The organism is Microbulbifer sp. ABE4_465, assembly GCF_056160765.1.
On sequence record NZ_JBSWXV010000002.1, the window covers coordinates 524881 to 549857 of the forward strand.

General features: G+C 57.5%; 17 protein-coding genes. 8 read left to right on the forward strand and 9 right to left on the reverse strand.

Going from position 1 to position 24977, the window contains the following annotated elements; genetic code table 11:
• Positions 1–80 precede the first annotated feature (80 nt).
• Genes ACXAG1_RS05890 through ACXAG1_RS05900 form a run of 3 tightly spaced genes read right to left on the reverse strand, consistent with a single transcriptional unit; the run spans position 81 to position 4750 of the window.
• Positions 81–950 carry an SMP-30/gluconolactonase/LRE family protein gene (locus ACXAG1_RS05890; RefSeq protein ID WP_475119211.1) on the reverse strand — a complete coding sequence of 290 codons (870 nt, stop codon included), beginning with the start codon at positions 948–950 and terminating at the stop codon, positions 81–83.
• Between the two features lie 18 nt (positions 951–968).
• Positions 969–3497, reverse strand: a complete 2529-nt coding sequence (locus ACXAG1_RS05895) for a family 20 glycosylhydrolase (RefSeq protein ID WP_475119212.1) — start codon at positions 3495–3497, stop codon at positions 969–971.
• 26 nt (positions 3498–3523) lie between these two features.
• Positions 3524–4750, reverse strand: a complete 1227-nt coding sequence (locus ACXAG1_RS05900) for an amino acid deaminase (RefSeq protein WP_475119213.1) — start codon at positions 4748–4750, stop codon at positions 3524–3526.
• 212 nt (positions 4751–4962) lie between these two features.
• On the opposite strand from ACXAG1_RS05900, the gene ACXAG1_RS05905 reads away from it, so the two are divergent.
• The 5 genes from ACXAG1_RS05905 to ACXAG1_RS05925 all read left to right on the forward strand — a co-directional run bounded on the left by ACXAG1_RS05905 (position 4963) and on the right by ACXAG1_RS05925 (position 11614).
• A complete protein-coding gene (locus tag ACXAG1_RS05905; RefSeq protein WP_475091937.1) occupies positions 4963–5829 on the forward strand; it encodes a MurR/RpiR family transcriptional regulator in 867 nt (288 codons plus the stop codon).
• Between the two features lie 23 nt (positions 5830–5852).
• A complete protein-coding gene (locus ACXAG1_RS05910; RefSeq protein WP_475091938.1) occupies positions 5853–7292 on the forward strand; it encodes an N-acyl-D-amino-acid deacylase family protein in 1440 nt (479 codons plus the stop codon).
• Between the two features lie 49 nt (positions 7293–7341).
• On the forward strand, positions 7342–7725 hold the full coding sequence (locus ACXAG1_RS05915; protein ID WP_475119214.1) for a RidA family protein: 384 nt from the start codon (positions 7342–7344) through the stop codon (positions 7723–7725).
• 193 nt (positions 7726–7918) lie between these two features.
• On the forward strand, positions 7919–9313 hold the full coding sequence (locus ACXAG1_RS05920; RefSeq protein WP_475119215.1) for a sodium:solute symporter family protein: 1395 nt from the start codon (positions 7919–7921) through the stop codon (positions 9311–9313).
• Positions 9314–9397: 84 nt separating this feature from the next.
• Positions 9398–11614, forward strand: a complete 2217-nt coding sequence (locus ACXAG1_RS05925; RefSeq protein ID WP_475119216.1) for a S9 family peptidase — start codon at positions 9398–9400, stop codon at positions 11612–11614.
• A gap of 92 nt (positions 11615–11706) precedes the next feature.
• Here ACXAG1_RS05925 and ACXAG1_RS05930 read toward each other — a convergent pair whose 3' ends face one another.
• From ACXAG1_RS05930 to ACXAG1_RS05940, 3 genes are all read right to left on the reverse strand, one after another.
• The gene (locus tag ACXAG1_RS05930) at positions 11707–14196 is read right to left on the reverse strand and encodes a DNRLRE domain-containing protein (RefSeq protein WP_475119217.1); all 2490 of its coding nucleotides are present in this window, start codon (positions 14194–14196) and stop codon (positions 11707–11709) included.
• 87 nt (positions 14197–14283) lie between these two features.
• Positions 14284–14979, reverse strand: a complete 696-nt coding sequence (locus ACXAG1_RS05935; protein WP_475119218.1) for an Lcl C-terminal domain-containing protein — start codon at positions 14977–14979, stop codon at positions 14284–14286.
• Positions 14976–16637 (reverse strand): ethylbenzene dehydrogenase-related protein, encoded by a 1662-nt coding sequence (locus tag ACXAG1_RS05940; RefSeq protein ID WP_475119219.1) that lies wholly within the window; start codon positions 16635–16637, stop codon positions 14976–14978. The genes ACXAG1_RS05935 and ACXAG1_RS05940 overlap by 4 nt, the downstream gene beginning before the upstream one ends.
• Before the next feature lie 188 nt (positions 16638–16825).
• Between ACXAG1_RS05940 and ACXAG1_RS05945 the strand changes: the two genes are divergently transcribed.
• The 3 genes from ACXAG1_RS05945 (at position 16826) to pelA (ending at position 21671) form a co-directional block, all read left to right on the forward strand.
• Positions 16826–18919, forward strand: a complete 2094-nt coding sequence (locus ACXAG1_RS05945) for a TonB-dependent siderophore receptor (RefSeq protein WP_475119220.1) — start codon at positions 16826–16828, stop codon at positions 18917–18919.
• Between the two features lie 260 nt (positions 18920–19179).
• The gene (locus ACXAG1_RS05950) at positions 19180–20307 is read left to right on the forward strand and encodes a PepSY-associated TM helix domain-containing protein (protein ID WP_475119221.1); all 1128 of its coding nucleotides are present in this window, start codon (positions 19180–19182) and stop codon (positions 20305–20307) included.
• A gap of 191 nt (positions 20308–20498) precedes the next feature.
• On the forward strand, positions 20499–21671 hold the full coding sequence (pelA, locus tag ACXAG1_RS05955; RefSeq protein ID WP_475119222.1) for a pectate lyase: 1173 nt from the start codon (positions 20499–20501) through the stop codon (positions 21669–21671).
• A gap of 103 nt (positions 21672–21774) precedes the next feature.
• On the opposite strand, the gene ACXAG1_RS05960 is transcribed toward pelA, so the two are convergent.
• The 3 genes from ACXAG1_RS05960 to ACXAG1_RS05970 form a co-directional block, all read right to left on the reverse strand.
• Positions 21775–22794, reverse strand: coding sequence for a cytochrome d ubiquinol oxidase subunit II (locus tag ACXAG1_RS05960; protein WP_475119223.1), 1020 nt, complete (start codon positions 22792–22794; stop codon positions 21775–21777).
• Complete coding sequence (locus ACXAG1_RS05965; RefSeq protein WP_475119224.1) at positions 22791–24185, reverse strand: cytochrome ubiquinol oxidase subunit I; 1395 nt, start codon at positions 24183–24185, stop codon at positions 22791–22793. The genes ACXAG1_RS05960 and ACXAG1_RS05965 overlap by 4 nt, the downstream gene beginning before the upstream one ends.
• Before the next feature lie 148 nt (positions 24186–24333).
• Positions 24334–24915 carry a GbsR/MarR family transcriptional regulator gene (locus ACXAG1_RS05970; RefSeq protein ID WP_475091950.1) on the reverse strand — a complete coding sequence of 194 codons (582 nt, stop codon included), beginning with the start codon at positions 24913–24915 and terminating at the stop codon, positions 24334–24336.
• Positions 24916–24977: the final 62 nt, after the last annotated feature.

The following is a 24977-nucleotide window of genomic DNA, read 5'->3' on the forward strand; positions in this document are numbered from 1 at the left end:
TTCAAGCTTTCTCAACGCAGAGCTGGACACTTTGGCGAAGCGAACAGTTACACAACTTTCCGCATGGACCACTAGCGCAGTCAGTGAGGAATAGAGAAATACTCAATAGCACCGCGCTTCTGCATGGTCACGTACCCGGTGCTTCCATCAGCGTTCAGTGCGATATTGGTCGGGTGTTGTCCTTTCAGGCGGATGGTTGCAAGAATTTCACCGGCGGGAGAAACCTTGAGCACTGTGCCCGCGCCGTAGCGGGTGATGTATAGATTACCCTCGGTATTTGTCTGCATTCCGTCCAGCCCAAAATCATCAAACTCGATCAGTAGCTGCTTGTTGGCGACATCGCCATTTTCCAGCACATCGTAAACCCACACCCGACGCTGCACACTTTCATTGAGATATAGTTTCTTACCATCCGGACTCAGTTCGATACCATTGGTGGTGCCCATGTCCTTTTCCAGTAGCGTAAATTCACCGTGTGGTGAGATTCGCCACAGCTGGCCGCTGTTGTTCGCCCAGTCCGGATCGCTCGCATAAATAGTGCCGTTGCCCGCAATGGCAATATCGTTTGGCTGATGCATCTGCGGGTTGTGAAATCTGTGCACGATCTTTTGACTTGCCGGGTTGATTTTCAGCACATTGTGGCCGGTGTAATCTGCAACATACAAAAAGCCCTGGTGAAAGCGCAGGCTGTTGCCGATACTGCCTTCGGGGAGTTTCAGCCAGACTTCGCCGGTTTCCTTTCCTGTGATGCGGCCGATGGTGCCTTGCTCTGAATAATTTACCGCATACAGACTGCCGTCTGCGCCGACTACCGGTCCCTCCACGCCACTGGTGAAACTGCCCTCAGGCATCCAGTCGGTAGTGTCCGGTTTTTCGTTGATCTTTGTAGAAGCCGCGGCGTTTGCGGTAATCGCCAGTGCCAGCAGGGAGATTGTTAAAGTCTTAACCATGTTAAAGATATTGTCCGTTTACTTTTTTGGGTTCTTCGTTAAAGCGTACTGCAGTTGGTCCAGCAGCCGCTCCAGAACATAAACCGCAGGCAGAGTCACCTCCGCGTGCATTCCTTTCAGCGCTGCCAGTCGCTTGCGGAGTTTGATTTCCTCACTTGCCGAGAAGGTCTGTTGCTTCTGGTAGCGATCGGTAATCAGCTCGGCCAGTTTCAGTTGTTGTTGCACTTTTTCTGCCAGCTGCTGGATCTCAGGGGAAAGCGGATTTTTTTGATTCAGCAGCGCCTCGGCGGCGATACCTGCGCGTTGCATACTTTCGAGGCCGCTCAGCAGGCGTTGGCGGGTGAAGTCGGATTCTGGATTTGCCGGCAGGCTATCTAGAAGCTTGCGATAATCTCGCAGGGCCATACTCTCAACCGGCAGACTGTCGGCAAAGCGGTGCAGGGAATCCCGGCGGGAGTAGGTTTCATTGGCTGATTTTTCGTGGTGGCGGTGGTAGTAGTGGGCGGGCTCCAGTACGGCTGAAAATGCCAGCGCCTCTGCCTGCAGGTCTTTCGGGAACAGTTTTGATAGTGCTTCCGTCTGTTGGGTTTTGTGTTGAAGCCCCAGCGCCGCTTCTGCCCATTGATCGATTCCACTCAGCCGTTGGTAGAGAAAACCCTCATCCTTCAATTCCCTGCCCGACCAGAGTCGCTCCGCGACCGCAAAGGTACGGGGCCACAGGCGCAGGTCGATATTGTGTTCGTCGACCATCTCCGCCCAGAGAGCCGCTTCACCGCCGAGGATATTCTTTTTCTGTGCATCGTTGAGTGCGGCAGCACCAGAAAAGCCGGAAGAGAAAGTGGGGACTTTACTCTCCTGGCTGTTGCTGGCAATCAGCTCACCCGTTGGGTGGTAGGGCGCGTTACCCACAATAAATTCACCGCGCAGTGTTTTATCCTGCAGATTCACACGCGCGCGCAGCGGGCCCATCCAGGTGTCCAGTCGGAAGTAGGTATAGGGGCCGGTACGCTTTCCCTGCTGCAGAACCGCGGGTTTTTTGCCATTGAATACCATTACCCCGCGCAGCTCTCCGCTCGAGGATTCCACAAGGGTAAAAGAACCGGTAACCGCGCTGCCCCGTTTGCGCGGTGCTTCGAACTGCCAGGTCTGCCACTTCTCCCCGGGCTGAATGGCATCAAATTCTAGTGGTGTGGGGATAATGTTATTGCGGTAGTGGTAACTGGTGTATTGGGGCTGATCCACATAGAAGCCGGTGGACAAAATGCCGTAGTGTCCGGCGCGAGCAATTTCCCCCAGCGCATCCGGACCGCGCCAGGACTGCACCGCGGCCGTAGGTGCCAGATCCGGGTGCAGGGTTTCATCCCAGCCGATCATCTTGCGGTCGAGTTCTTTCAGAATCCCTGCCAGTCGGCTGTTGAAATCATTGTGCAGTGCGTGGCTGTCGGCGAGGTTGTGTTGCTGCATATAGCGCTGTATCTGCGGGTTCTGTTCCCAGTGCTCCGGGTCCACCTCGTCCCCGCCGATATGCACATACTCGAACGGAAACAGCTCGGCGACTTCTCCGAGAATTTTTTCAGCAAAGGTGTACACCGCCGGGTTGGCGGGATTGAGCAGCGGTTTGTGCACGCCCCAGCGGTCTTCCGGCTGGTAGGGGCCGGGCGCAGACATCAAATCCGGATAGGCGACCGCAATGGCGCTGGCGTGGCCGGGCATATCAATTTCCGGTACTACAACGATGCCGCGCTCGGCGGCGTAGGCGACGATTTCCCGCACCTGCTGCCAGGTATAAAACTCTCCATCCGGAGCCGTCTGGTGTAGCCGGGGGTAGGCGCGACTTTCCAGGCGCCAGCCCTGGTCATCGGTCAGGTGCCAGTGGAAGACATTCAGCTTGGCCGCCGCCATACCGTCCAGTTGGTGTTTGATGGTGTCGACCGAAAGGAAGTGGCGTGCGGAGTCCAGCAGCACTCCGCGCCAGCGGAATCGCGGGTAGTCGACAATCTCGACGGCCGGCAAGCTAATGTCGTTTGTGCTCGATGGGGTCTCCCCGACGCCGCTCAATTGTGAGAGCGTTTGCAGGCCGTGAAGCAGTCCAGTGTCGCTGTGGGCACTCAGCCGCACCTTGCCCGCCTCAATGCGCAAGCGGTAAAGCTCGCGGTTGACGTCGAGTGCCGCCAGCGTGTTTTCATCGATACGTTTCGGTTTGCTTTCAAACGCGATTTCGATCCGTGCCGCCGCGTTATTGTCCGCGATTTTTTTGCAGTCGACGGCAGCCTGCAATGCCATAATGCGCTGGCGCTGCAGCTGCGCGCGGAAACGCTCGGTGGCCGCGATCAGTTTAGGAGAGGCTGCGTGCGCAAAACAGAGCTGGCTATTCGCATCCAGTTGCATCGGATCGGCGGAAACTGGCTGGATCTGGCGGGGGTAGGGCATCAATGGCGTGTGTAGTTTGACCTCCCCGCGGTCTGTGGATTCAGCGCTACCAATCGGTGCGGCCATTACGAGAGCCAGGCCCGTCAGTGCGCTGATCTTGAATAATAGATTTGCCATATCTTTTTTTATTCTTGTTGTACTGTTTAAAAGCAGGTTTCCGCGGTTTCCTGCAGGTTGTAGTCATCGTCGATGATCAGTACCTGGCGCCACTTGTCGAACGTGAGGCAGGGGTGCGAGGTGGAGAGCGCGAGCATATCGCCCACCTGAAGATCGGCGTCCCGGGGAATCTGCAGCATGGCGTGCTGGTCCATGATGTTGGTAAGCCGCCAGCCTTCCGTGATTGTATGCGGGGTTGTGTCCCGGCCCGGGCGAAAGTGCATTTCCGGTCGCGGCAATCCCGCGTCATAAGCGGCGTCGCGCTTGCCGAAATTTAGAATCGCCATGCCCGGTTCCGGCAGCGATTGCACATAGGCCCAGACTTCCAGGCTCGATTGCAGATCCCCGCTTGGGCAACAGTGCCCGTCCAGCCGCGCCATCACCGCGGCCTGTGCTTCCTCATAAATGCCCCGGTCGTGGGTGAGGTAACAGCCCGGGCGCAGTACCGGCAGGATGCGCGGTGCCTTGTGATCGGTAAATACCTCGGCCACCAGATCGTACCAGGCGGAACCCGCTCCACTCAGAATGACCGTTTCAGTGGCAAACTCTTCTCGCTCGAGCAGTGACAGGCAGATATCGCGCACCAATTTCAGGTGCTCGGTCACACGCGCTTCGGCGCCTTCCCCGTCCTCTTTTTTTTGTATTAGCCCCTCGTAGGTTTCCACTCCCGCCAGCTGCAATTGGGGCCAGTGTTTAAGCTCTTCGCACAGCGCATTTACTTCGTCGGTATTGCGGCAGCCGGTGCGCCCCCCGGGCACGCCGACTTCAATCAGTACTTTCAGTGGCTGCTTGGTGGAGCCGAAAAATTCTCCCAGCTGGCGGATATTGGTTGTGGAGTCCACCAGGCAATAGAAATCCAGCTGTGGGTAATCCCGCAGCAAGTCACTGGCCAGCTGCATATTTGCCCGGCCCACCAGCTGGTTGGCCATCAGGATCCGGGTTGCCCCGGCTTCTGCCGCTACCCTTGCCTGCTGCGGGTTGGCAAGGGTCATACCCCAGGCCCCCGCGGCCAGCTGCATGCGGAACAGTGCCGGGGTCATGGTGGTTTTGCCGTGGGGGGCGAGCTTTACCCCGCGCTGGTCGGCAAATGACTGCATCCACTGCAGGTTGTGCTCCAGGCGCGAGCGGTAGAGGACCGCTGCGGGCAGGGGGATTTCCTCGCGCAGCAGGTTGGTGGCCGGGGAAGACTGCGGGTTTGTGGGCTCGGCGCTCATGGGCCAACTCCGTCTCAAAACGATCAAACTGTTAATAAGGGGTGGTAGAAAGTATCACATACTCAATTGCAGTATTGAAAGTAACAAACACGATACATATACTGCACCGAGTTCAGTAACATCCTATCCGTTTCAAAAGAGGCGTCTAAAAGAGCCGCTTCAAAGAGTCACATGTGTGGCCCAAAGATCTCCAGGAAAACAGGAACCCTGCCGTGAGTCACGAACCGGATATTGTTTCGAAGATCAACGCCCATTATGGCCAATTGCGCGATGCCGAGCAGAAGATCGCGCGACTGGTGATGGACGATATCGGCTTTGCCGCCCACGCGAGTATCAGTGAACTCGCGGATAAAGCGAGCGTGAGCGAGGCCACCATTACCCGCTTCGCCAAAGCGGTGGGCTGCAAGAATGTACGCGACCTGAAATTGCGTCTCGCCCAGGCGCTGGCAGTGGGGCAGCGGTTCTACACCGAGGTAAAGGCGGAGCCGGGTGCCAACTACGGCGTTTACGACGAGATCAAGGCGGCGCTGGACCACAACGCGCGACTGGTTACCGAGACGGTGATCGAGCCCGCGGTAGAAGCCCTGGTGAAAGCCCGTCAGATTCTGATATTTGGGGTGGGCGGCGGCTCCACCGTGCTGGCTCAGGAATGCCAGCACCGGTTTTTCCGCCTGGGCTTTGCGGCCACCGCCTACTCGGATCCCATGCTGATGCGCATGGCGGCTTCCACCATCGACAACAACGATGTGGTGCTGTGTCTTTCCATGGGCGGTTACAGCCCGGATGTGCAGGAAGCGGCGGAGATTGCGCGGGAGTACGGCGCAACCACACTGGGCGTCACCGTTGCGGATTCGCCACTGGCGAAAATTCTGCACCACCTGGTGCCGATGGAACCGTTGGAAACCGATTACATTTTCAAACCGACCGCGGCGCGCTACGTGATGCTGGCCGCGATCGATGTGCTGGCCACCGAGCTGGCGGTTAAACAAAAACGCAAAAGCCGTGAGACGTTGCGGCGTCTCAAGCATACGCTCGACAGTCACAAGCACGGCGAGGATCGCTTGCCGCTGGGAGACTGAGTGAGCACCAAGTAGGACATGGAATGATATACGATACGGTGATTCGCAAGGGCTCGGTTGTTGACGGCAGCGGTGCTGACATTTTTACCGCCGACATTGCCCTTGCCAAAGGCCGTATCCAGTGCATCGCCGAGCCCGGTACGATCACAGACACTGCGCGAGAAATTATCGAGGCCGAAGGCCTGTATCTCGCCCCCGGTTTTATCGACGTCCACACCCACGACGACCTCGAAGTTATCCACAATCCGCAGGTGCCCGCCAAAATCAGCCAGGGGGTCACCACGGTGATCGTAGGCAACTGCGGCATCAGTGCCAGCCCAGTCACTTTGCAAAGCGATCCGCCCGATCCACTGAATCTGCTGGGCGATCGCAACCGCTTCGCCTACCCACAATTTTCCGATTATGCCCGCGCGGTGCAAAAATCCAGCCCCAATGTGAATGTGGCCGCACTGGTAGGCCATACCTCCCTGCGCAACAACCATATGGATGACCTGCAGCGCACCGCCACCGAATCAGAACTCACCGCCATGCGCGCGCAATTGCGCGGTGCCCTGCAGCAGGGTGCCATCGGGCTCAGTTCCGGCCTCGCCTATGGCAGCGCCAAGTGCGCGGATACGGCCGAAGTTCTGGAAATGGTTGCGGAGCTCGCAGAGCAGGGCGGGGTGTACACCACCCATCTGCGCACCGAATTCGATCGCATTCTGGAAGCGATGGACGAGGCACTGATGACTGCCCGGGAACACCGGGTGCCATTGATAGTTTCCCACCTGAAATGCGCCGGGCGCGGTAACTGGGGGCGCAGCGAAGAAGTGCTGGGTACCCTGGAAGCTGCCGCCGAGCATCAGAAAGTCGCCTGTGACTGCTACCCCTATACCGCCAGCTCCAGCACCCTGGATCTGGCCCAGGTCACCGACGATGTGGAAGTCTTTATTACCTGGTCCGAACCTTGCCCCGAGCAGGGCGGCCGCTCGCTGACGGAAATCGCGCGGGAGTGGAATCTCTCCAGTCTTGAGGCCGCGAAAAAGCTGATACCCGCCGGTGCGGTGTATCACTGCATGAGCGATGAGGATGTAAAAAACATTCTCAAGCACCCCCTCACCATGGTCGGCTCCGACGGTCTCCCCAATGATCCCCATCCCCACCCGCGTTTGTGGGGCGCCTTCCCGCGGGTGCTCGCCCACTATGGCCGCGATCTCGGCTTGTTCGACCTGCCACAGGCGGTGCACAAGATGAGCGGACTTTCCGCGACCAATTTTGGCCTGGCGAATCGTGGGTTTATTCGCGAAGGGTATTGCGCGGATCTGGTGCTGTTCGATTACGTCGCGCTGGAATCCATGGCGAGTTATGCACAACCGCAGCGTCCGGCGCAGGGAATATCCCGGGTATGGGTAAACGGGGTTTGTGCCTATTGCGAAGGCATGGTGCAGAAAAGCCGCAGCGGTACTTTTCTGTTCCGCGGCTAATTACCCGTTTACCTTCTTCCTGAAATTACTAATAAACTGAGAGTTTCCAATGATTCAGAGATTCGGCGCCGAGGGCGGCACGGGTACAGGTGGCCAGCATCTGCCTTTTTCCAGTGCAGTAGAAGCTGGTGGTTTTCTTTACGTGTCCGGCCAGACACCGATGCGCGATGGTGAAGTGGTGGAGGGGGGGGTTGTTGAGCAGTCCCAGCTGGCCATCGACAACTGCTTTGCAATTATGGATAAGGCTGGCTATAGCGCTGCGGATGTGATCCATGTGACGGTGATTCTTACCGACGCGAGATACTTTCAGTCTTTTAACAAAGTCTTCAAAGAAAATTTCGGAGATCATCCACCCGCGCGAATCTGCTCTGTATGCGACCTGGTAGTAGACTGCAAAGTAGAAGTTGGCATAGTTTGCTATAAATCTCCGTAGCGCGCGTCCTGAAGCGCACATCTGCTGCGCTTTGGTTTTAGAATAGTCTCTAGGAAAGGGGGCCACCCTGTCCGTCGAGGAAAGGCACAACAGCTGCACACTTCAGGCCACGCCTGCATTGCAGGTCGCCGCTGCGGTGGCAGCCTAAAAAAATAACCCAATAATCCGCGTTCAATAACAATAATTTCCCACAATGAATGCCAGTATTTTTCTGGGGGCCTTCGGCCTCTATATCGTTTTCCTGATCGCCGTTGGCTGGTTCGTCTCCCGGCGCAGCACCGATGAGGACGACTTCCTGCTCGCCGGCCGCAGCCTGCCGATCTTTCTGACCATCGGCACCACCGTTGCCACTATGGTTGGCACCGGCTCTTCCATGGGCGCGGTGGGCTTTGGCTATGCCAATGGCTGGGCGGGGGCTCTGTATGGTATTGGCGGTGCGGTGGGGATCCTGCTGCTCGGGTTGCTGTTCGCTCCCGTACGGGCGCAGGGCTTTGCCACCATGAGTGAAGAGCTCGCGTCTTATGTGGGTAATCACCCGCTGGTAAAGAAGGTGGTCGCGGTATTGATTCTGGTGGCCTGCCTCGGCTGGCTCGGCGCGCACATTCTGGGCGGTAGCCTGTACCTTGCCTGGATTACCGGCATCGATCTGCAGCTGGCGAAACTGCTGGTGGCAGTGGGTTTTGGAATTTTTGTGATCGTGGGCGGTTACCACGCGGTGGTGTGGACCGATACGCTGCAGGCGTTGGTACTGTTTATCGGTTTTCTGCTGATGGCGGTATTTGCGGTGCACACCGTGGGTGGCTGGGAAGTGGTTACTGAATCCCAGCGGGCCGTTGAGCGGTCACAGCCGATGGCATTCCTGCCGGCACTTTCCCTGGCTACCGTTATCGCCATCGGTGTTCTGGCCACACCTTCCTTTCGCCAGCGTATTTACTCCGCGCGCAGTGTCGGCTCCGTGCGCAAGTCGTTTTATATTTCCGGCGGCCTTTACCTGTTTTTTTCCCTGGTACCGGCCATTATCGGTATCTGTGCCTTTGTGCTGAATCCCGCGCTGGACAACCGTAACTTTGCCTTCCCCTATCTCGCGATCCAAGTGCTTCCGCTGGGCATCGGTGTGTTGGTATTGCTGGCGGGCCTGTCGGCCACCATGTCTAGTGCCAGCTCCGATGCCATTGCCGGCGTTTCGGTACTGGTGCGCGACCTGAAGAAAACGCCGGCGGAAGAAAAGAGTGATGGCTTGAAACAGTCCCGCATTGGATTGCTGGTGGTCATCGGAATCGCGCTCGCGATGGCGATGATGTCCGACGACCTGATCGGCTACATCAGCAAAATGATTTCCACGGTGATGGCCGGGCTGTTTGCCTGTGGGTTGTTGGGGCGCTTCTGGCCGCGCTACACCTGGCAGGGCGCACTTGCCTCGCTGCTGGCTGGTTCGGTCACCTCACTGCTTGTGATGGTCACGGTCAACGGATTCTGGGGCAATCCGATTATTCCCGCGGTCTCTGCCGCGTTACTGGCCGGTGTACTGGTGAGCCTGCTTTCCCCCCGATCAGCAGCCATTTCTTCCCCGGCGCTCAACGTCGAATAAGGTCGCATCGCCGCAAAATCTGGCGTTGGAAAAGCCTGCCCTCTATTATCTCTCGCTGATAAAGATTCAAGCGCGAGTGGTTATATGAAGCGGAAACTGTTTTTCCTGTTGGGCTGTGCTTTTGCCAGTTATTCCTCTGCGGAACAGCTGACGATCGACAGAATATTCTCTGACCCTGCTTTGAGCGGGACCAGCCCGCGCGCGCTGCAGTATTCCCCGGACGGTAGCCGGGTGACTTTTCTCAAGGGACGGGAGGAAGACTACAACCGCTACGACCTGTGGGAGTACCGCCTGAGCGACGGCGAGACGCACATGTTGGTGGATTCCGACAAGCTGCACAGTGGCGAGGAGAAGCTCTCCGACGAGGAGAAGGCCCGCCGCGAGCGCCAGCGCATTTTTGGCAGCGGTATCATGGAGTACAGCTGGTCCAAAGATGGCAAGTCCCTGTTATTCCCCCTCGCCGGCGATGTGTTCTATTACGCACTGGACGGCGGCAAGTCCAAGCGCCTGACCGAAACCGAAGCTTTTGAAACCGATGTACGGGTTTCCCCGAAGGGCAACTTCGTTTCCTTTATCCGCGACCAGAATATTTTTGTGGTGGACCTGGCAACCGGCAAGGAGCGTCAGCTGACCACTGATGGCGGTTCAAAAAACGGCGCGATCAAAAACGGCATGGCCGAATTCGTTGCCCAGGAAGAAATGGACCGCATGACCGGCTACTGGTGGTCGCCGGATGAAAAGCGCATTGCCTTCCTGCAGGTGGATGAGAGTCCGGTGGATGAAGTGACCCGCAGTGAAATCTATGCGGATCGCATCGATATGATCAAGCAGCGCTATCCCGCTGCCGGCCGCCCCAATGTAAAAATCAAACTGGGTGTGCTGGATCTCGCCAGCGGAAAAACCCAGTGGCTGGATCTTGGCAAAGACGAAGATATCTATATTGCGCGTGTGAAATGGGCGCGGGATAACCTGCTTTCCTACCAATGGCAGAACCGTAGCCAGAACAGACTGGAACTGCGCTTTGTGGATATCCCCAGCGGCAAGACCCGCAACGCTCTGGTGGAAACCAGCGATACCTGGGTGAACCTGTTCCACGACCTGCGCTTTCTGAAAGACAGCGACCGCTTTATCTGGGCGTCGGAAAAGGACGGTTTCAAGCACCTATACCTGTACGACTTCTCCGGCAAACAACTGGCGCAGCTGACTCGTGGTGACTGGGCTATCGACGAGCTGGAAGCGCTGGACGAGAAGTCCGGCAAGGTTTATTTCTCCGGCCGCAAAGACACGCCGCTGGAGCGCCACCTGTATGTGACCGACCTGAACGGCAGCGGCAAGATTGAAAAAATTTCCTCCCGCGCCGGCATGCACAGCATCAAATTTGCCGCTGATGCCTCGGGCTATATCGATACCTACTCCAACCCAACCACACCGGCTCAGGTCAGCCTGCACGGTATCGATGGTAAGCGCGTGACCTGGCTGCAGGAAAACAAGGTGGAGAAGGGCCACCCGCTGCACCCGTATATGAGTGACTGGATTGAGCCGGAATTTGGGGAGATCAAAGCGCCGCAAGGGCACACACTGCACTACCGCATGTACAAGCCCGCGGGCTTTGATCCCGAGAAGTCCTACCCGACCATGGTATTCCTGTACGGCGGCCCCCACGCGCAGCTGGTTACCAATAGCTGGGACAGACCTTTCAACCAGTTTATGGCCCAGCAGGGTTACGTGGTGTTCACCCTGGACAACCGCGGTTCCGCGAATCGCGGCAAAAAATTTGAAGACCCCATCTTCAAAAAAATGGGCGGCGTGGAAGTGGAGGATCAGGTTACCGGGGTGAAATTCCTGCGCTCACTGCCGTTTGTAGATCCCGAGCGCATTGGTGTCTATGGCCACAGCTATGGCGGTTACATGGCGCTGATGACCATGTTCAAGGCCGGGGATTATTTCAAGGCGGGCGTCTCCGGCGCACCGGTGACGGACTGGGGTCTGTACGATACCCATTACACCGAGCGCTATATGGGCAACCCGAACCAGGTGCCGGAGGCCTACGAGGCGGCGTCGGTATTCCCCTATGCCAAGGACCTGAAAGGCCCGCTGCTGATTTATCACGGCATGGCAGACGACAATGTGTTGTTCACCAATACCACCAAATTGATCAAGCAGCTGCAGGACAACGGCCAGCAGTTTGAATTGATGACTTATCCCGGCAAAAAGCACAGCCTGCGCGGCAAGGAAACCCGCAAGCACTGGCATCAGATGATGAAGGACTTTTTTGACCGCACCCTGAAGGCATCGGAATAACGCGCTGGCGAAACAGAAAGCTGAGTTAGAAAAAGGGGGCTTCCAGATCGGAAGCCCCCTTTTTTGTGGAAGACAGAAAACCCTGTCGCAGATTAATTGCTGCAGGTCGCTTCCAGTCGCAACAGCGGTCCCTGTCCGGTTTCCTTGGAGGTCATGTCCACACCGTTGCTGCCGTTATTGGAAGCTATGACCAGGCCGGTATTGCTGCCGGCCAACCAGGTTTCCACAATGCCGGAAGACAGCAGGTCAATCTGGCGGGTGCCGGTGGAACTGGGCACAAAGGTGGTCAGCTGGTTGCCGAGTATGGCGCTGCCGCCGACACTGTTCCAGGTGGCACTGCCTTCCTGCCAGTTGGATGCGGCACGGTAAACTCCATAGGTGTTACCGGAACGGTCGGTGACGTTCAGTTCCAGAATGGCCTGGGAGAAGTTGCTGCAGTTTTCCACACCACCCAGATCAAACTTGATCAGGGTGTAAATCTCACCGTACTGGCGATCACTGCCGTCCGCCAGCAGGCCATCGCTGTCGCCGTCAAAGTTACTGCCACTTTTGCTTGAGCCTACGAATACGTCGTCAGATGCGGCTTGCACCAACTGCTGGGTACTGCCGGAGCCGGACGAGCTGCCAGAGCCCGAACTGGAAGAGCTGCTCGACGAGCTGCTGGAACCACTGCCGTCGCAGTCTGCGTTCACGTAGAGCACCGGTGCAGTACCTGTCTCTTTCGAGTTCATATCCACACCGTCACTGCCGCCGAGCGACGCAATCACCAGGCCGGTATTGTTGTCGCTCAACCAGCCTTCCACCGCACCGCTGGACAGGCCGATCTGGCGCAGACCGGTTGACGATGGGGTGAAGGTAGCGAGCTGGGTGCCTCGCACACCACTGCCGCCAATATTGCTCCAGGTTGCGGACTCTTCCTGCCAGTCGCTGTTGGCCAGGAAGACGCCATAGCTGCTGTTGGAATAGTTGGTGACGTTCACTTCCAGAGTCAGATTGCTGAAATTACTGCAGCTGGCGACTTCGTCCAGGTCGAATTTCAACAGGGTCATCATCTGCCCGTAGGCCGAGTCGGCGCCATCTGCCAGCAGGCCTTCGTTGCTGCCATCGTAATTGGTGCCGGTCTGGTTTGCGGTGACAAATACATCGTCGGTGACCGCCATGGCAATGGCGCCGGAGCCGCCGCTGGAGGAGCCGCCAGAGGAACTGCTTGATGAACTGCTTGATGAACTGCTGGACGAACCGCCGCTGATCACACTGCGATTGCTGCCATTGCGCACCAGGGTCATGGCTTCGCCCACCTGGTTGGCACTCCACCAGTTGACGTTGGCGGGCAGTGCCAGTGGATCGGCGGCGCGGTCGGCGCGGCTCAGGCTGCTGGCGGAGGTATTGAATTGAGCAGTGCGCACGGTCAGTTCACTCGGACTTACCTGAATCACCTTGAACTGCTGAATACTGGCGAGATCGATGGTCCAGGATTTGGGGTCGTTGGCGGAGCGCGCCGGCGCCCCCCAGCTGCCTTCACCCACATAAATGGTGCCGCCATTGGACGCGGTGGTAAAACCGTTACCGCTGGGCTCAACGGCCTGGGTGAGCTTGGTCATGTGGGTGTCGGATTCCACTACCAGATTCACCGCGTAATCGTAAAAATCCTGTGCCCACCAGGTGTGCAGAATTTGATTTTCTGATTTGCCGGTGTAGTGGGGGAACATGGGTTTGTGGTACTGGGCAAAGCGCCACTGGGCGCTGCTGCCGTAGCTGGCGAGATCGCTCTGCAGCCAGTTGTTCTGGGCGCTGGCGTAGGAAGACCAGCCGCTGTTTTTAAACTGGCTGTTGAGTGTGTATACGCGCAGCAGCGGAGAAATCTGCACGGCACCGTAGGTGTCGCTGGGGTTGCAGTTGCCGTCAGTATTGAAGTCGGCTCCGAACACCTGACACAGGGTCGAGTAGTTGTCGTCTTCGTGGTTGCCGTGAGTGGGGATCAGTGGATAGATGCGCTTGTAGCTCAAACCGTCGATCTGGTCACTGGAATAGGTGAGCTCCCAATCGTCGAGATAGGCATTCATCTGAGAGGCGCTGTTGGCATCGGTGAAGTCACCGCCATGCATCACTGCGAGTGGGCGAATTTTTGCCAGCAGCTGGTTGCCCTGGCGACGGTTGGTGTGACCGGTGCGGGTGTCACCGCCAGCAATGACTACAAAGGGGGAGTTATCGTTGGGGGCAGTCTTGAACCAGAAACGATCGCCACAGCCATCCTGGTCACATACGCGGAAGAATACATCGGAATCGGCGGAAAGATTTTCCAGGCGTACAAAACTGCTGTCGATACTGCCATCAAAGGTGTAGCTGGCATCCACGCCGGCGCTGGTCCAGCTTCCCTCGTTGGTGGAGTAGCCGTAGCTCACGTAAGGATTGGAGCTGCTGCCATCGGGAGAAAAGCCGATCACGGCGCTGGTGCGGCCGTCGGTGTCCCATACCAGGCGGTAATGTTTGGTGGCGGCACTGGCGTCTGCCGCACACAGGGCCATCAGCAGGCTCGCGGAGCCAGCCAGGCGAATAGAGTTACTTCCCAGAAACTGTTTCATGGGTTTTCCTGTCCAGGTTTTTATAGAAAGAAAATAAATGGAAATCAGAAGAACGAAAAAATACAGCGCGGGCAGTGTGCAGGGGGATTAGTGACAGCTTTTTGAATTCCCGGAGACGAGGCGCACAAACGCCGCATTGCGGTGTGGAATTGTGATGGACTGCCCATCCACGAAACTGACCGCCACCGCGCCGGACTTTAAATAGTTGTAAACGGTTTGTAATGAACCATCTTGTTCGGAAGTCCAATAATCACCGCGTTTGGTTTTTGGAAAGAAGGCGGTATCGATGGTGGGCTGGCCGGCTTTTGCGTCTGTGTAGACCAGGGTTTGCAGTTCACCAGCGGTGGGCAGTCGCCAGTCCTGTGCACCACACAACGTCTCTTCGCGGGTGCGCCGGATCAGGTCGGCGGTATCGCAGCGTTCTTCTTCGAAATAGCAGTCGCCATTGTTGGGTGTGCCAATCGCCGTCTGTTTTCTCGAAGCGGAAGTGGATACTGTAGTGAGCCCCTCGCTCTGGTGGACCTGTTCCCGATACCAGGAGTAGGTCCAAAGGCCATCGTGAATATTTTCACTGTCGGTTTTCACTTCCCACAAAAGACTACTGCGACTGTCGCACACGCAGGACCAGGGGCCTGCCCAGTTAGGTAGCGGTACACCAGAGGAATCTATTTTTGTGAAATGGTATGGAACCGGTACGGGATCTTCCGGTTGATGCAGCGCTGCCGTAAGCAGCACACCGGCCGACAGTAAAAAAAGCACAAGCGAGCGTTGCCAGACTTTCATCGCGCCGGCTCCTCGAAAAATTGCAGGCGGATCGCACGGGTGTGGCGGGTGTGAGCAATCTGCGAGTGATCGAAGGCCGAGACCCACAGGCAGGTGCCATCGGCAATCGGCACGTCCAGCGTGGAGCCGGTAATCCGCTTGCGCGCAATTTCCAGATGCCAGTAGCCATCTTTCCATACGCCGCGGGCACGCACATCGGCGCGGTCCCCTTCAAAGCGATTGGAGTTGTACATCACCGACGGCATGACCGTGCCGGCCGGATAGCGCGCGTCCTGCGCGGCGGAGTAGGGCTGGTAGTCAAACCAGGGGATTACCCACTCCGCTTTTTCGTTTTGGTATTTACTGTCGTGTTTATTTTGGCCTGTTTGCAGCGCTGCCAGTTGCACCGGATCTATGGGCAGGCGTTTGGGTACTATGATGCTGGGCTTGTACCACTGCCAGTTCATCACGTAAGCACCGGACTCCTTGCCGTCTTGCTGGTAACCGGCGGTATAGCGGCGCTCTCCCGGGCGCACCTGATCCGGCGGGCCGATAAAGTTGTCGTCGGCGAGATACATGTCGTTGGTGCGCACCGCCTTCCAGTGCCAAAGGTCGTGCAGTTGCCCGTCACTGCTGTAGTGGTAACCCTTGCCATGCCAGTTGGCCGGGCGCTCGGATAGCGGTTTGCGCCCCAGGTGCGCAGTGCCGGCAGCGCCGAAAGCGCAGCTGGAGGACAGCAGCACGGCAAATTTGTCTTCGTAGTGGCGGGTTTCATCGAAATTGTGGAAACCCTGTTGCTGCACCTCCCAGCCATTTTCTGTTTTCAGCAGTGGCAGGTGCACCAGGCTGCGGGTGGCATCCCGCCAGCGGGCGGACAGAAAAAATTCTTCGCCGTTGGTAAGTGCCCGCAGGGTGACCTCGGTGGCGCCGTCATCGAAGTTGGCACCGCCGTCGGTGTAAACCGTGATTGGCATTGCCCGCTGCCACTGGGGTTCATCGGCGCGACCGTCGATCTCGATGGGGGAATGATCGGGGTCGATAAGTGGAATCTGCGCGACCAGCAGCGGGACCTGGCTCTGGCCGTGAGTTAGCAGCCAGCCACTTAAAAGCATCAGCAGGGTGGCGGTGACTAGTCCGCCGCCGACGAGCAGGCGTCCGGGAGATCGCTGCCCTGCCTGAGGAAGGCAAATTCGCACTAGGGACTTTCGGCCCCAGCGCACCAGGTAGAGCCCGGCGTGTAGCGCGATATATGCGAGCATCCCGATGGCACCCAGGTAGTGCCAGTCGCGCAGGCTCCACTCCATACCTGCCGTGCCCGCAAACAGCAGCCAGCCGCTCCCCAGCGACAACAGCAGAACCGGGTATCCCGCGCGGATAATCGCCCGCTGCCAGCCCGGCCAGCGCCGGGTCGTGGCAGAGGTTGAGGTTCGGCAATCGCGCGCGCGGTAGGCTGCCAGCAAGCGGTGGACGACATAAAGGATGGCGACCAGGGTGACCGCCACTGCGCTAAGGAAGTGCAGTCCGATCACCTGCCCCTGGGGGAGCAGCTCTTCAAATCGGGCGACTTCCGGGCGAGAGAGACTGGCAATGCGCAATCCACTCAGCAGGCTGCACAGCACCGCAACGCCGGCAGCTCCGTGCAGCAGAATCCAGCGCAGGCTTTTGCGGTTGGCGGCCACGTCCTCTCCCGTCCGGCTCTCAAAGGGCGGCAGACTAAACAGGCCAGATGGCAATTCAATGACACTGGCCGGTCAGAACACCAAATGACTTTTCACGATAAAATCTAAATGAGAATTCATTGCATTACGGGTTGCGGTTCATTAGACTCCCGTTCCAAATTCAAGGGGTAGTTCCTGGGGGCTCAATAATGCAATCAAATCCACGTATATTCGCCAGCTCTCTGCTGGCTGTCGCACTGGCCGCAGCCAATAGCGCCATCGCCGCTGAAGGGGAAAGTGAGGCGAGTGCAACCGCCATTGAAGAGATGACCGTAGTTGGAGTGCGCGAAAAGCGCGTAAGCCGCGGTGCCACTGGCCTGGCGCTGGCCATCAAGGATACTCCTCAGTCCATCAGCATCGTCGATCAGCGCACCATGGAAGACTTCGGCGTGACCGGCGCCAATGACGCCCTGGAGCTGAGCACCGGTGTCAACGTTGATCAGTACGAAACCAACCGCGCTACCTATAACTCCCGTGGCTTCGAGATCCAGCTTACCCAGGTCGACGGCCTCGGTATGACCAACGACTTCGGTACTGTAGTTGGCCAGCTGGATACCTTCCTGTTTGAAAAGATTGAGTTGATCCGCGGCGCCAACGGCCTGCTGACCGGTGTGGGCAACGCCTCCGGCACCATCAACTATGTGCGCAAGCGCCCGACCAATGAAACCGGTGGCATCGTCGATTTCCGCGGTGGCTCCTACGGCTACAAACGTGCCGCAGCAGACTACAACCAGGTGCTGACCGAAGATGGCAGCTGGGCCGGCCGTGTGGTTGTTGCTTACGAAGACAAGGACTCTCACATCCGTGACCAGCACGATGAGAAGATGTCCCTGTACGGTGTAGTGGACGGCCAGATCGGCACCAACGGTGTACTGACTGCCGGTGTGACCATTCGCGATGACAAGCAGGATTCCCCGATGTGGGGCTCATTGATTCTGTTCCGCGCAGACGGCAGCATGGCGGACTTCGATACCTCCACTTCCACCGCCGCTGACTGGGCCTACTGGGACACCGAATCCAAAACCGCGTTTGTTGAATATACCCACCAGCTGCCAGAGGGCTGGGAGGCCAAGTTCACCTACAACCGGCACGAGAACGAAACTCAATCCAAGCTTCTCTACGCGTGGGGTAGCTACATCAATGAAGACGGCACCGGACCGGTAGGCTGGCCGTATCGCGGAGCCACCGACAGCACCAACGATCTGCTGGACGCGAACCTGACCGGCGCATTCAATGCCTTTGGTCAGGAGCACACCCTGATTGCCGGAATCAGCCACTCAATGAAGGAGACCGCTTCTAGTTCTGCGCCGGCTCCGGACGAGCAAATGTTTCTTCCGCTTCCCATTCCGAATGGTGGAAAGGATTATCCGGAGCCCACATGGGGTGAGATGTCCCCCGCGTCCGCCGGTGAGCAGGAACTGACCCGTCTCTACGCTGCGGCACGCCTGAGCATTACCGATGCGCTCAATGCGATCGTGGGGGTGAACTCCATCAAGCTGGCGCGCGAAGGTAGCTCTATTTACGGCGGTGGTGTATCCCAGACCTACTACCCGGATACCGAAGAGACCAGCCCGTATATGGGGCTGACCTACGACTTCACCGACAATATTCTCGGCTACGTTTCCTACTCCGATATTTTCCAGAATCAGGACCAGACCGATATCAACCGTGTCTATCTGGACCCGATGAAGGGCGTGAATATGGAAGCCGGGGTCAAGGCCGAGTGGTTCGACAGCCGCCTGCTGACCACTGCTGCGGTATTCAGTGCAGAGCAGCAGGGCCTGGCGACTTACGCTGGCGAAATCGATGGCACTTCCTGGTATGCCCCCAAAGACGTGAAGTCCGAGGGTTTTGAGATCGAAGCGGTCGGCCAGGTAACCGACAACGCGAACCTGACCGTGGGGCTGACCCATCTGGACCTGACCGGCCCGGACGGCAACGACATCTACGAATGGGTACCGCGCACCACCGCCCTGGTACGTTTTGATACTCGCCTGGATGCCGTGCCGCAGTTGCGAGTGGGTGTGAACGGTCGCTGGCAGTCCGATATTATCGGTAGCTACGCCGAGCAGGACGCCTTCTTCCGCGCGGACGCCTTCGCGTCTTATGAAGTGAGCGAGTCCGCGACTGTTCGATTCAACATCAACAACCTGTTCGACGAGAAGTACGTGGAAGGTCTGGCCTACGGTGCCATCTACGGTGCGCCGCGTCACGGTCAGGTATCGTTCCAGTACAGCTTCTGATATCGAACCATCGCCGTCAGGTGAGTTAAAAAAAGCCGGGCAAACCAGTGGTTTGTCCGGCTTTTTTGTAAGGCAACCGCCATTTATATCTTGTATGGCGTCGATTGATAAAAGCTAAATGAGAATACGTTGTATTTGATGCAATAGAGGACTAGACTGCCGTCTAAGCTGTAACCCGCATATTGGTCAGCCCTGTGCCTGTCCAGTGATGCTGCCCTCCGCTGATATTCGAATACGCGCATTTCAAGCATTCAAAAATTATGAATAAAACCCTGTTCAAACTGCACAGCTGGATGGCACTGGCCGCTTTTGTCCCGCTGCTGGTCATCTGTATCACCGGCAGCATCCTGGTGTTCAAGCATGAAATCGACACCATGCTGGCGGCAGATGTGGTGCGGGTGGATTCGGCCGGGCGCGAGCGCCTGAGCCTGGATGCGCTGGAAGCGTCCATGCACCGGAACTTCCCGGATTACGAAGTTACCGGCTGGGCACTGTTTCAGGACAACGACCGCGCGGACGTGGTCTACACCATGAAGTACGGCACCGACGACTGGACCTTCGCGCTGATGGACCAGTACTCCGGCGAGCCCCTGCGCGGCCCCACCGGTTTGACCGATGACCTCACCAACTGGTTGCTGGACCTGCATTACACACTGCTGATGGGCGACTGGGGCATGCTGATCACCAGTGTCTTCTCCATTCTCCTGTGTCTGCTCGGCATCACCGGTTTTATTCTGTACCGCAAATTCTGGAAGAACTTTTTCACCCTGCGCTGGAGCGCGCGCATGATCGTGTACTTCTCCGATCTGCATAAAATGACCGGTATTATCGGCGCCCCCATCCTGCTGATCCTCGGCTTTACCGGTGCCTGGTGGAACATCACCCACTTCGCCCACGAGCTGGAAGAGCACGCGGACGGTCACGAGCACTACAAGATGGCCGAGCGCCTATACAACGACGACCTCTCCCTGCAGGGGCTGATGGACGATACCGGCAACCGTATCCAGAACTTCGAGACCACCTACATCTCCTTCCCCTGGGAGCCGGGTGCCAACTTCACCTTCTGGGGCGACGTCCACACCGGCAATCCGCTGATCAGCGAATACGCTAGTAACGTCACTTACAACGCCCAGAGCGGCGAGCATATGCTCAGCTACGATATCCGCGACGCCTCTGTGGGTGCGGTGATTGTGGATAGCTACCGCCGCCTGCACTTCGGTAACTTTGCCGGCCTGGTGAGCAAGATCCTGTGGTGTGTGATCGGACTGTCGCCGCTACTGCTGTCCATCACCGGTGTGTACATCTGGTACCAGCGCCGCGAAAAGCGCCGCAATGCCCGCGTGAAGAAACGCGCGAAGGCGGCGGCCCTGGCAGGCGCCACCGCCTGACCCCGCGATTCAATAGCTGTGCATCCTTCAAGCCGGGCCAGTCCCGGCTTTTTTGTGCCTGTTTCCTCCCTGCGGGGCTTTTGCTACCATCGTTTGGCCTTACCAAATAATGAAATTCTGCCTGACAGGAACAATAGCGAGCCCCAATCATGACCTTGCGACCAGTTAAGCCTGTTCAATGGATCGGCGCCGTGCGCACGTTTTCCCTCGGCCTTCTGCTGATGTTCTCCGGTGGTTGCAGTTTGGAAGCCGAAACCGCGCTCGCCCACAAGCCCGCCAGCAATATGGAAGACTACCGGGCACTCTCCCGCTTCTTTTACGAATTGGACCAGAACGCGCTGGCGGCGGAGCGCAAGGCGGCCGGGATCGAGAAAAGCACCAAGCCCACCAAGGCCAAGCTGTTTGGCTTCGACGTCAAAAAAGCGCTCTACGATCGCGACTATATCGCCAGTGATGAGGGCAGGGCGCTGGCCGACAGCCTGCTCACCTACCAGACCCCGTCCGGCGGCTGGTCCAAGCGCACCGATATGCGGGAACCCCGCGAGCCGGGTCAGTACTACGGCACCGAAAAAAGCTATATCCCCACTTTTGATAACTACGCCACCAGTATCCAGTTCTGGGTGATGGTCAATGCCTGCAACGCGACACAGGTACCGCGCTACTGCGATTCCGCCAGTCGCGCCCTGCGCTTTATCTTGCTGGCCCAGTACCCCAATGGCGGCTGGCCCCAGACCTTCCCCCTGCGCGGTAAATACCACGACGACATCACCTTTAATGACGACGCCATTGCCAATCTGTTGAAAGTGGTGGGTGCCGCAGCGGAAGGGGATGAGCGCCTCGAATTTATTTCTGCGGAGTTAAAAGGGCAGGCTCAAAACGCTCTGAAGCGCGCGCTGGAAATGTTGGTAGCGACCCAGGTAAAGGTAAACGGCAAGCCTACGATCTGGGGTGCCCAGCACCATCCACAAACCCTGGAACCCACCTCTGCCCGCGCGTTTGAACCGGTGGCCCTGGCCACCAGTGAAAGTGCCGACCTGATGCTGTTCCTGATGACCCTTAAGAACCCACCGCAACCTATTCGCGAGGCGATTGACAGTGCCGCCAGCTGGTTTGAAAAGCATCAGATCGACGGCCTGCGCTATCGCCGTGGCGATATATCACCGGCGCTGGTGCGCGATGAAAACGCGGACCCGCTGTGGGCGCGCTTCTACGATATCGACAGTGATCGCCCGGTATTCGGCGACCGCAATGGCAGTATTTATTTTGAAATTGAAAAAGTATCCGCGGAACGCCGCGAAGGCTACGCTTGGTACAGCGAGCGCCCCTACAAGGCATTGAAAGAATACCGCAAGTGGAAGCAGTAGCTTCTCACCGGGCAATCTACTTTCCTGCGGGAGCCTGCCCGCAGACGAACCCAAAAAGCCCTGAAAAATCAGGGCTTTTTCGTATCTGCGAAAGCAACGACCTTCAATGGTAGTGCAGCTCGGTCGCCTTGCCCCGAAACACCCGGTAGGAAAACGCCGTATACAGCAGTATCACCGGAATCACGATCAAAGCGCCTACAAGAATAAACTGCAACGACTCGCGCGCACTGGCCGCCTCCCAGATATTCAATTGGCCCGGCACAATTTCCGGAAAAAAGCTGAATCCAATCCCGCTGAAGCACAGAGTGAAAATCCCCACCACAATGGCAAAGGGGATCGCACTGTGGCGATCATTGGCCTTGGGCAGGCGCGCCAATAATATGTCGTTGAAGATAAACCCCAGGAAACACAGCGCCGGAATCAGCAGCACAAACATCACCAGTGGGAAAGTAAACCAGCGGTCGAAAACACCGGGGTTCACCAGCGGGTTGATGGCACACACCGCAATCACGCCCACCAGTGAGGCGCGCCCAGCAAGGCGCGTCCAGCGCACGGCCCGTGCCTGCAGTTTGTCTTCGGTTTTCAATACAAGCCAGGCCGCGCCGATATAGCTGTAGGCCGCCGTTACCCCGAGCGCGGAAACTCCGCAAAAGAGCAGGGAAGGCAGGCTCTGATCAAACCCCATCACATACTGGCCAAGCATATAACCCTGGGTGAGGGTGGTGAGCAGTGAGCCGATCTTGAAGGTGCGATCCCAGGCCAGCTTGTGATCCACCGCCGCCTTGGCGCGGAAGTCGAAGGCCACTCCGCGCATGATCAGGCCAATCAGCATAATCGCCACGGGAATATACAGATGCATCAAGATCAGGCTGTGGGCCGCGGGGAAGGCAATCAGCAATAGTCCAATCGCCAGTACCAGCCAGGTCTCGTTGGCATCCCAAAATGGCCCCATGGAAGCGATCATGGTATCCCGTTGTAGCTCGTCGTCTTCCCCCATAGGCAGCAGAATGCCCACGCCCAGGTCGTAGCCATCGAGAATTGCGTAGGCCAGCACCGCCACACCCATCAATCCGATAAAGACCACCGGTAACCAGTCGCTGCTGTGGTTGATCACCTCGTTCATGCTGTACCTCCACGAGCTTCAGTGTGTGCGTGCGAATGGGGCAGATTGGTCAGGCTGCCATCCGCTACCGGTTCCGCTGTTTCGAATTCCTCCACCGTGACCGACTTCAGCGCCATACGTTTCAGCGTGTGGATATAGGCCCACATCAGGATCACATACACGGTCAGGTAAAGCGCGAGGGAGAGACCCACGTTGGCCGGTGCCACCGGGGTTACCGCATCGGCGGTTTTAAGAATTCCGGTAACCAGCCAGGGTTGCCGCCCCACCTCGGTAACGTACCAGCCCGCGAGAGTGGCGACCCAGCCGGAGAAGGTCATGGCTACCAGCAGTTTGAGAAAAATGGGTGGCAGTGATTTCTTGCGGCGCAGCAGGTAGCAGCCGGTCCAGGCGGTGGCCAGCATCAGCAGGCCCATCCCAACCATAATGCGGAACCCGAAAAACAGCGGTTTTACCGGTGGGTGATCGCCTTCAAATTCGTTGAGCCCGCGAATTTCGCCGTCCGGTTCATGGGTAAGGATCAGACTGGCGAGATTGGGGATACCCACGGCAAAGTCGTTGCTGCGGGTTTCTTCATTGGGCACGGCGAATAGCAGCAGCGGTGCGCCGCGCTCGGTCTCCCATACACCTTCCATGGCAGCGATTTTCTGCGGCTGGTGTTCGAAGGTATTCAGTCCGTGCAGGTCACCGACAAAGGTCTGCAATGGCGCGAGTATCGCCGCCAGAATCAGGCCTGTTTTCAGTGCCAGCCGCGGCGCCTGCTTTTCGTCGCCCTTCAGAATCCGGTAGGCGGAAAGTCCGCAGACAAAGAATGCCGCAGTGAGGCCAGAGGCCAGCAGCATATGCGCCAGTCGGTAGGGGAAGGAAGGATTGAAAATCACTTCCAGCCAGCTGGTCGCATGCACCACCCCATCGCGAATCTCATAACCCGCCGGTGTCTGCATCCAGGAATTGAGCGCGAGAATCCAGAAGGCGGAAAGCGTTGTGCCGATGGCCACCATCAATGCGGAGAAAGTATGTACCTTGCTGGGCACCCGCTTGATCCCGAACAGCATGATGCCGAGAAAGGTCGCTTCCAGAAAAAACGCGGTCAACACTTCATAGCCCAGTAATGGCCCTGCAATATTGCCCACGGTTTCCATATAGCCCGGCCAGTTGGTACCGAACTGAAATGACATGGTGATGCCACTTACCACGCCGAGCGCAAACGTCAGTGCAAAGATCTTTACCCAGAAGCGATAGGCCCGCATCCACACCGGGTTGTCGGTGAGGTCGAAGCGCAGTTTAAAAAAGAACAGAATCCAGCAGAGAGCAATGGTGATGGTGGGAAAGAGAATATGAAAGCTGATGTTGGCAGCGAACTGTATGCGCGAAAGGATCAGAGTATCCAGCATGGGCACCTCTTTGAAACCGCCGCGGTCGGAGTGGCCGCGACGTAAAACTGGGCGCGGCAGGCTGTATCCCGGTGCCGCGAAACCGGGTTGTCTTGTTGAAAAGTTTTATTGATGAGTTTTTTGAAGTTAGTGAAAGAGAGGGAATTGGTTATTTACGCGAAGGGCTCTTTTTCGCCCCGGCCCTTGCACCAGAACCCGTGGCTTTGGACTTCAGCTCCAGCAACTTGCTGAGCCCCGAGCCCAGTTTCATCAGTTTGAGCAGGTCCTTTTCATCCAGCTTGCTCAGGGTATTGGCAAACTGGTCGAGCATTTCCAGCAGGCTGTAGACCTCCTGGATTTTCTTCTGCGCCTCGGCCTCCTGATCATCCCCGGGTTCTGCCAGCAGCAACTGGCGCAGCAGGGTAAGTGTCGGGTCCAGCTCGCGCTTGCGTCGCTCCTCGAATACGGTGCGTGCGAGATCCCAGATAGAGCCCGCCGCGGTAAAGTAATCTTTTCGGTCTCCCGGCTGGTGGTGTAACTCAATCAGCCGCCATGCCTGTAATTCCTTGAGTCCCATGCTCACATTGCCGCGGCTGATCTTCAGCGCTTCCGCCAGTTGGTCTGCATTCACCGGCTCGCTGTGGATCGTCAGCAGCGCGAACATCTGTCCCACCGTGCGGTTGAACCCCCAACGGCTGCCCATTTCGCCAAAGTGCAGAACGAAGGCCTGAGCCTGACTGGAAAGTTTCATTAGTTTTGGTTTCTTCTTAACTTTCAGAAATTTCTGAAAATTGTAAACCTGTTTTGATCTAT

Excerpts from the sequence above, each read along its gene's own strand:
- ACXAG1_RS05965 (WP_475119224.1), bottom strand. The coding sequence starts at position 24,185 with ATGCTGGATACTCTGATCCTTTCGCGCATACAGTTCGCTGCCAACATC.
- ACXAG1_RS05915 (WP_475119214.1), top strand. The coding sequence starts at position 7,342 with ATGATTCAGAGATTCGGCGCCGAGGGCGGCACGGGTACAGGTGGCCAG.
- ACXAG1_RS05910 (WP_475091938.1), top strand. The coding sequence starts at position 5,853 with ATGATATACGATACGGTGATTCGCAAGGGCTCGGTTGTTGACGGCAGC.
- ACXAG1_RS05895 (WP_475119212.1), bottom strand. The coding sequence starts at position 3,497 with ATGGCAAATCTATTATTCAAGATCAGCGCACTGACGGGCCTGGCTCTC.
- ACXAG1_RS05920 (WP_475119215.1), top strand. The coding sequence starts at position 7,919 with ATGAATGCCAGTATTTTTCTGGGGGCCTTCGGCCTCTATATCGTTTTC.
- ACXAG1_RS05950 (WP_475119221.1), top strand. The coding sequence starts at position 19,180 with ATGAATAAAACCCTGTTCAAACTGCACAGCTGGATGGCACTGGCCGCT.
- ACXAG1_RS05970 (WP_475091950.1), bottom strand. The coding sequence starts at position 24,915 with ATGAAACTTTCCAGTCAGGCTCAGGCCTTCGTTCTGCACTTTGGCGAA.
- ACXAG1_RS05960 (WP_475119223.1), bottom strand. The coding sequence starts at position 22,794 with ATGAACGAGGTGATCAACCACAGCAGCGACTGGTTACCGGTGGTCTTT.
- ACXAG1_RS05925 (WP_475119216.1), top strand. The coding sequence starts at position 9,398 with ATGAAGCGGAAACTGTTTTTCCTGTTGGGCTGTGCTTTTGCCAGTTAT.
- ACXAG1_RS05890 (WP_475119211.1), bottom strand. The coding sequence starts at position 950 with ATGGTTAAGACTTTAACAATCTCCCTGCTGGCACTGGCGATTACCGCA.
- ACXAG1_RS05930 (WP_475119217.1), bottom strand. The coding sequence starts at position 14,196 with ATGAAACAGTTTCTGGGAAGTAACTCTATTCGCCTGGCTGGCTCCGCG.
- ACXAG1_RS05900 (WP_475119213.1), bottom strand. The coding sequence starts at position 4,750 with ATGAGCGCCGAGCCCACAAACCCGCAGTCTTCCCCGGCCACCAACCTG.
- ACXAG1_RS05945 (WP_475119220.1), top strand. The coding sequence starts at position 16,826 with ATGCAATCAAATCCACGTATATTCGCCAGCTCTCTGCTGGCTGTCGCA.
- ACXAG1_RS05935 (WP_475119218.1), bottom strand. The coding sequence starts at position 14,979 with ATGAAAGTCTGGCAACGCTCGCTTGTGCTTTTTTTACTGTCGGCCGGT.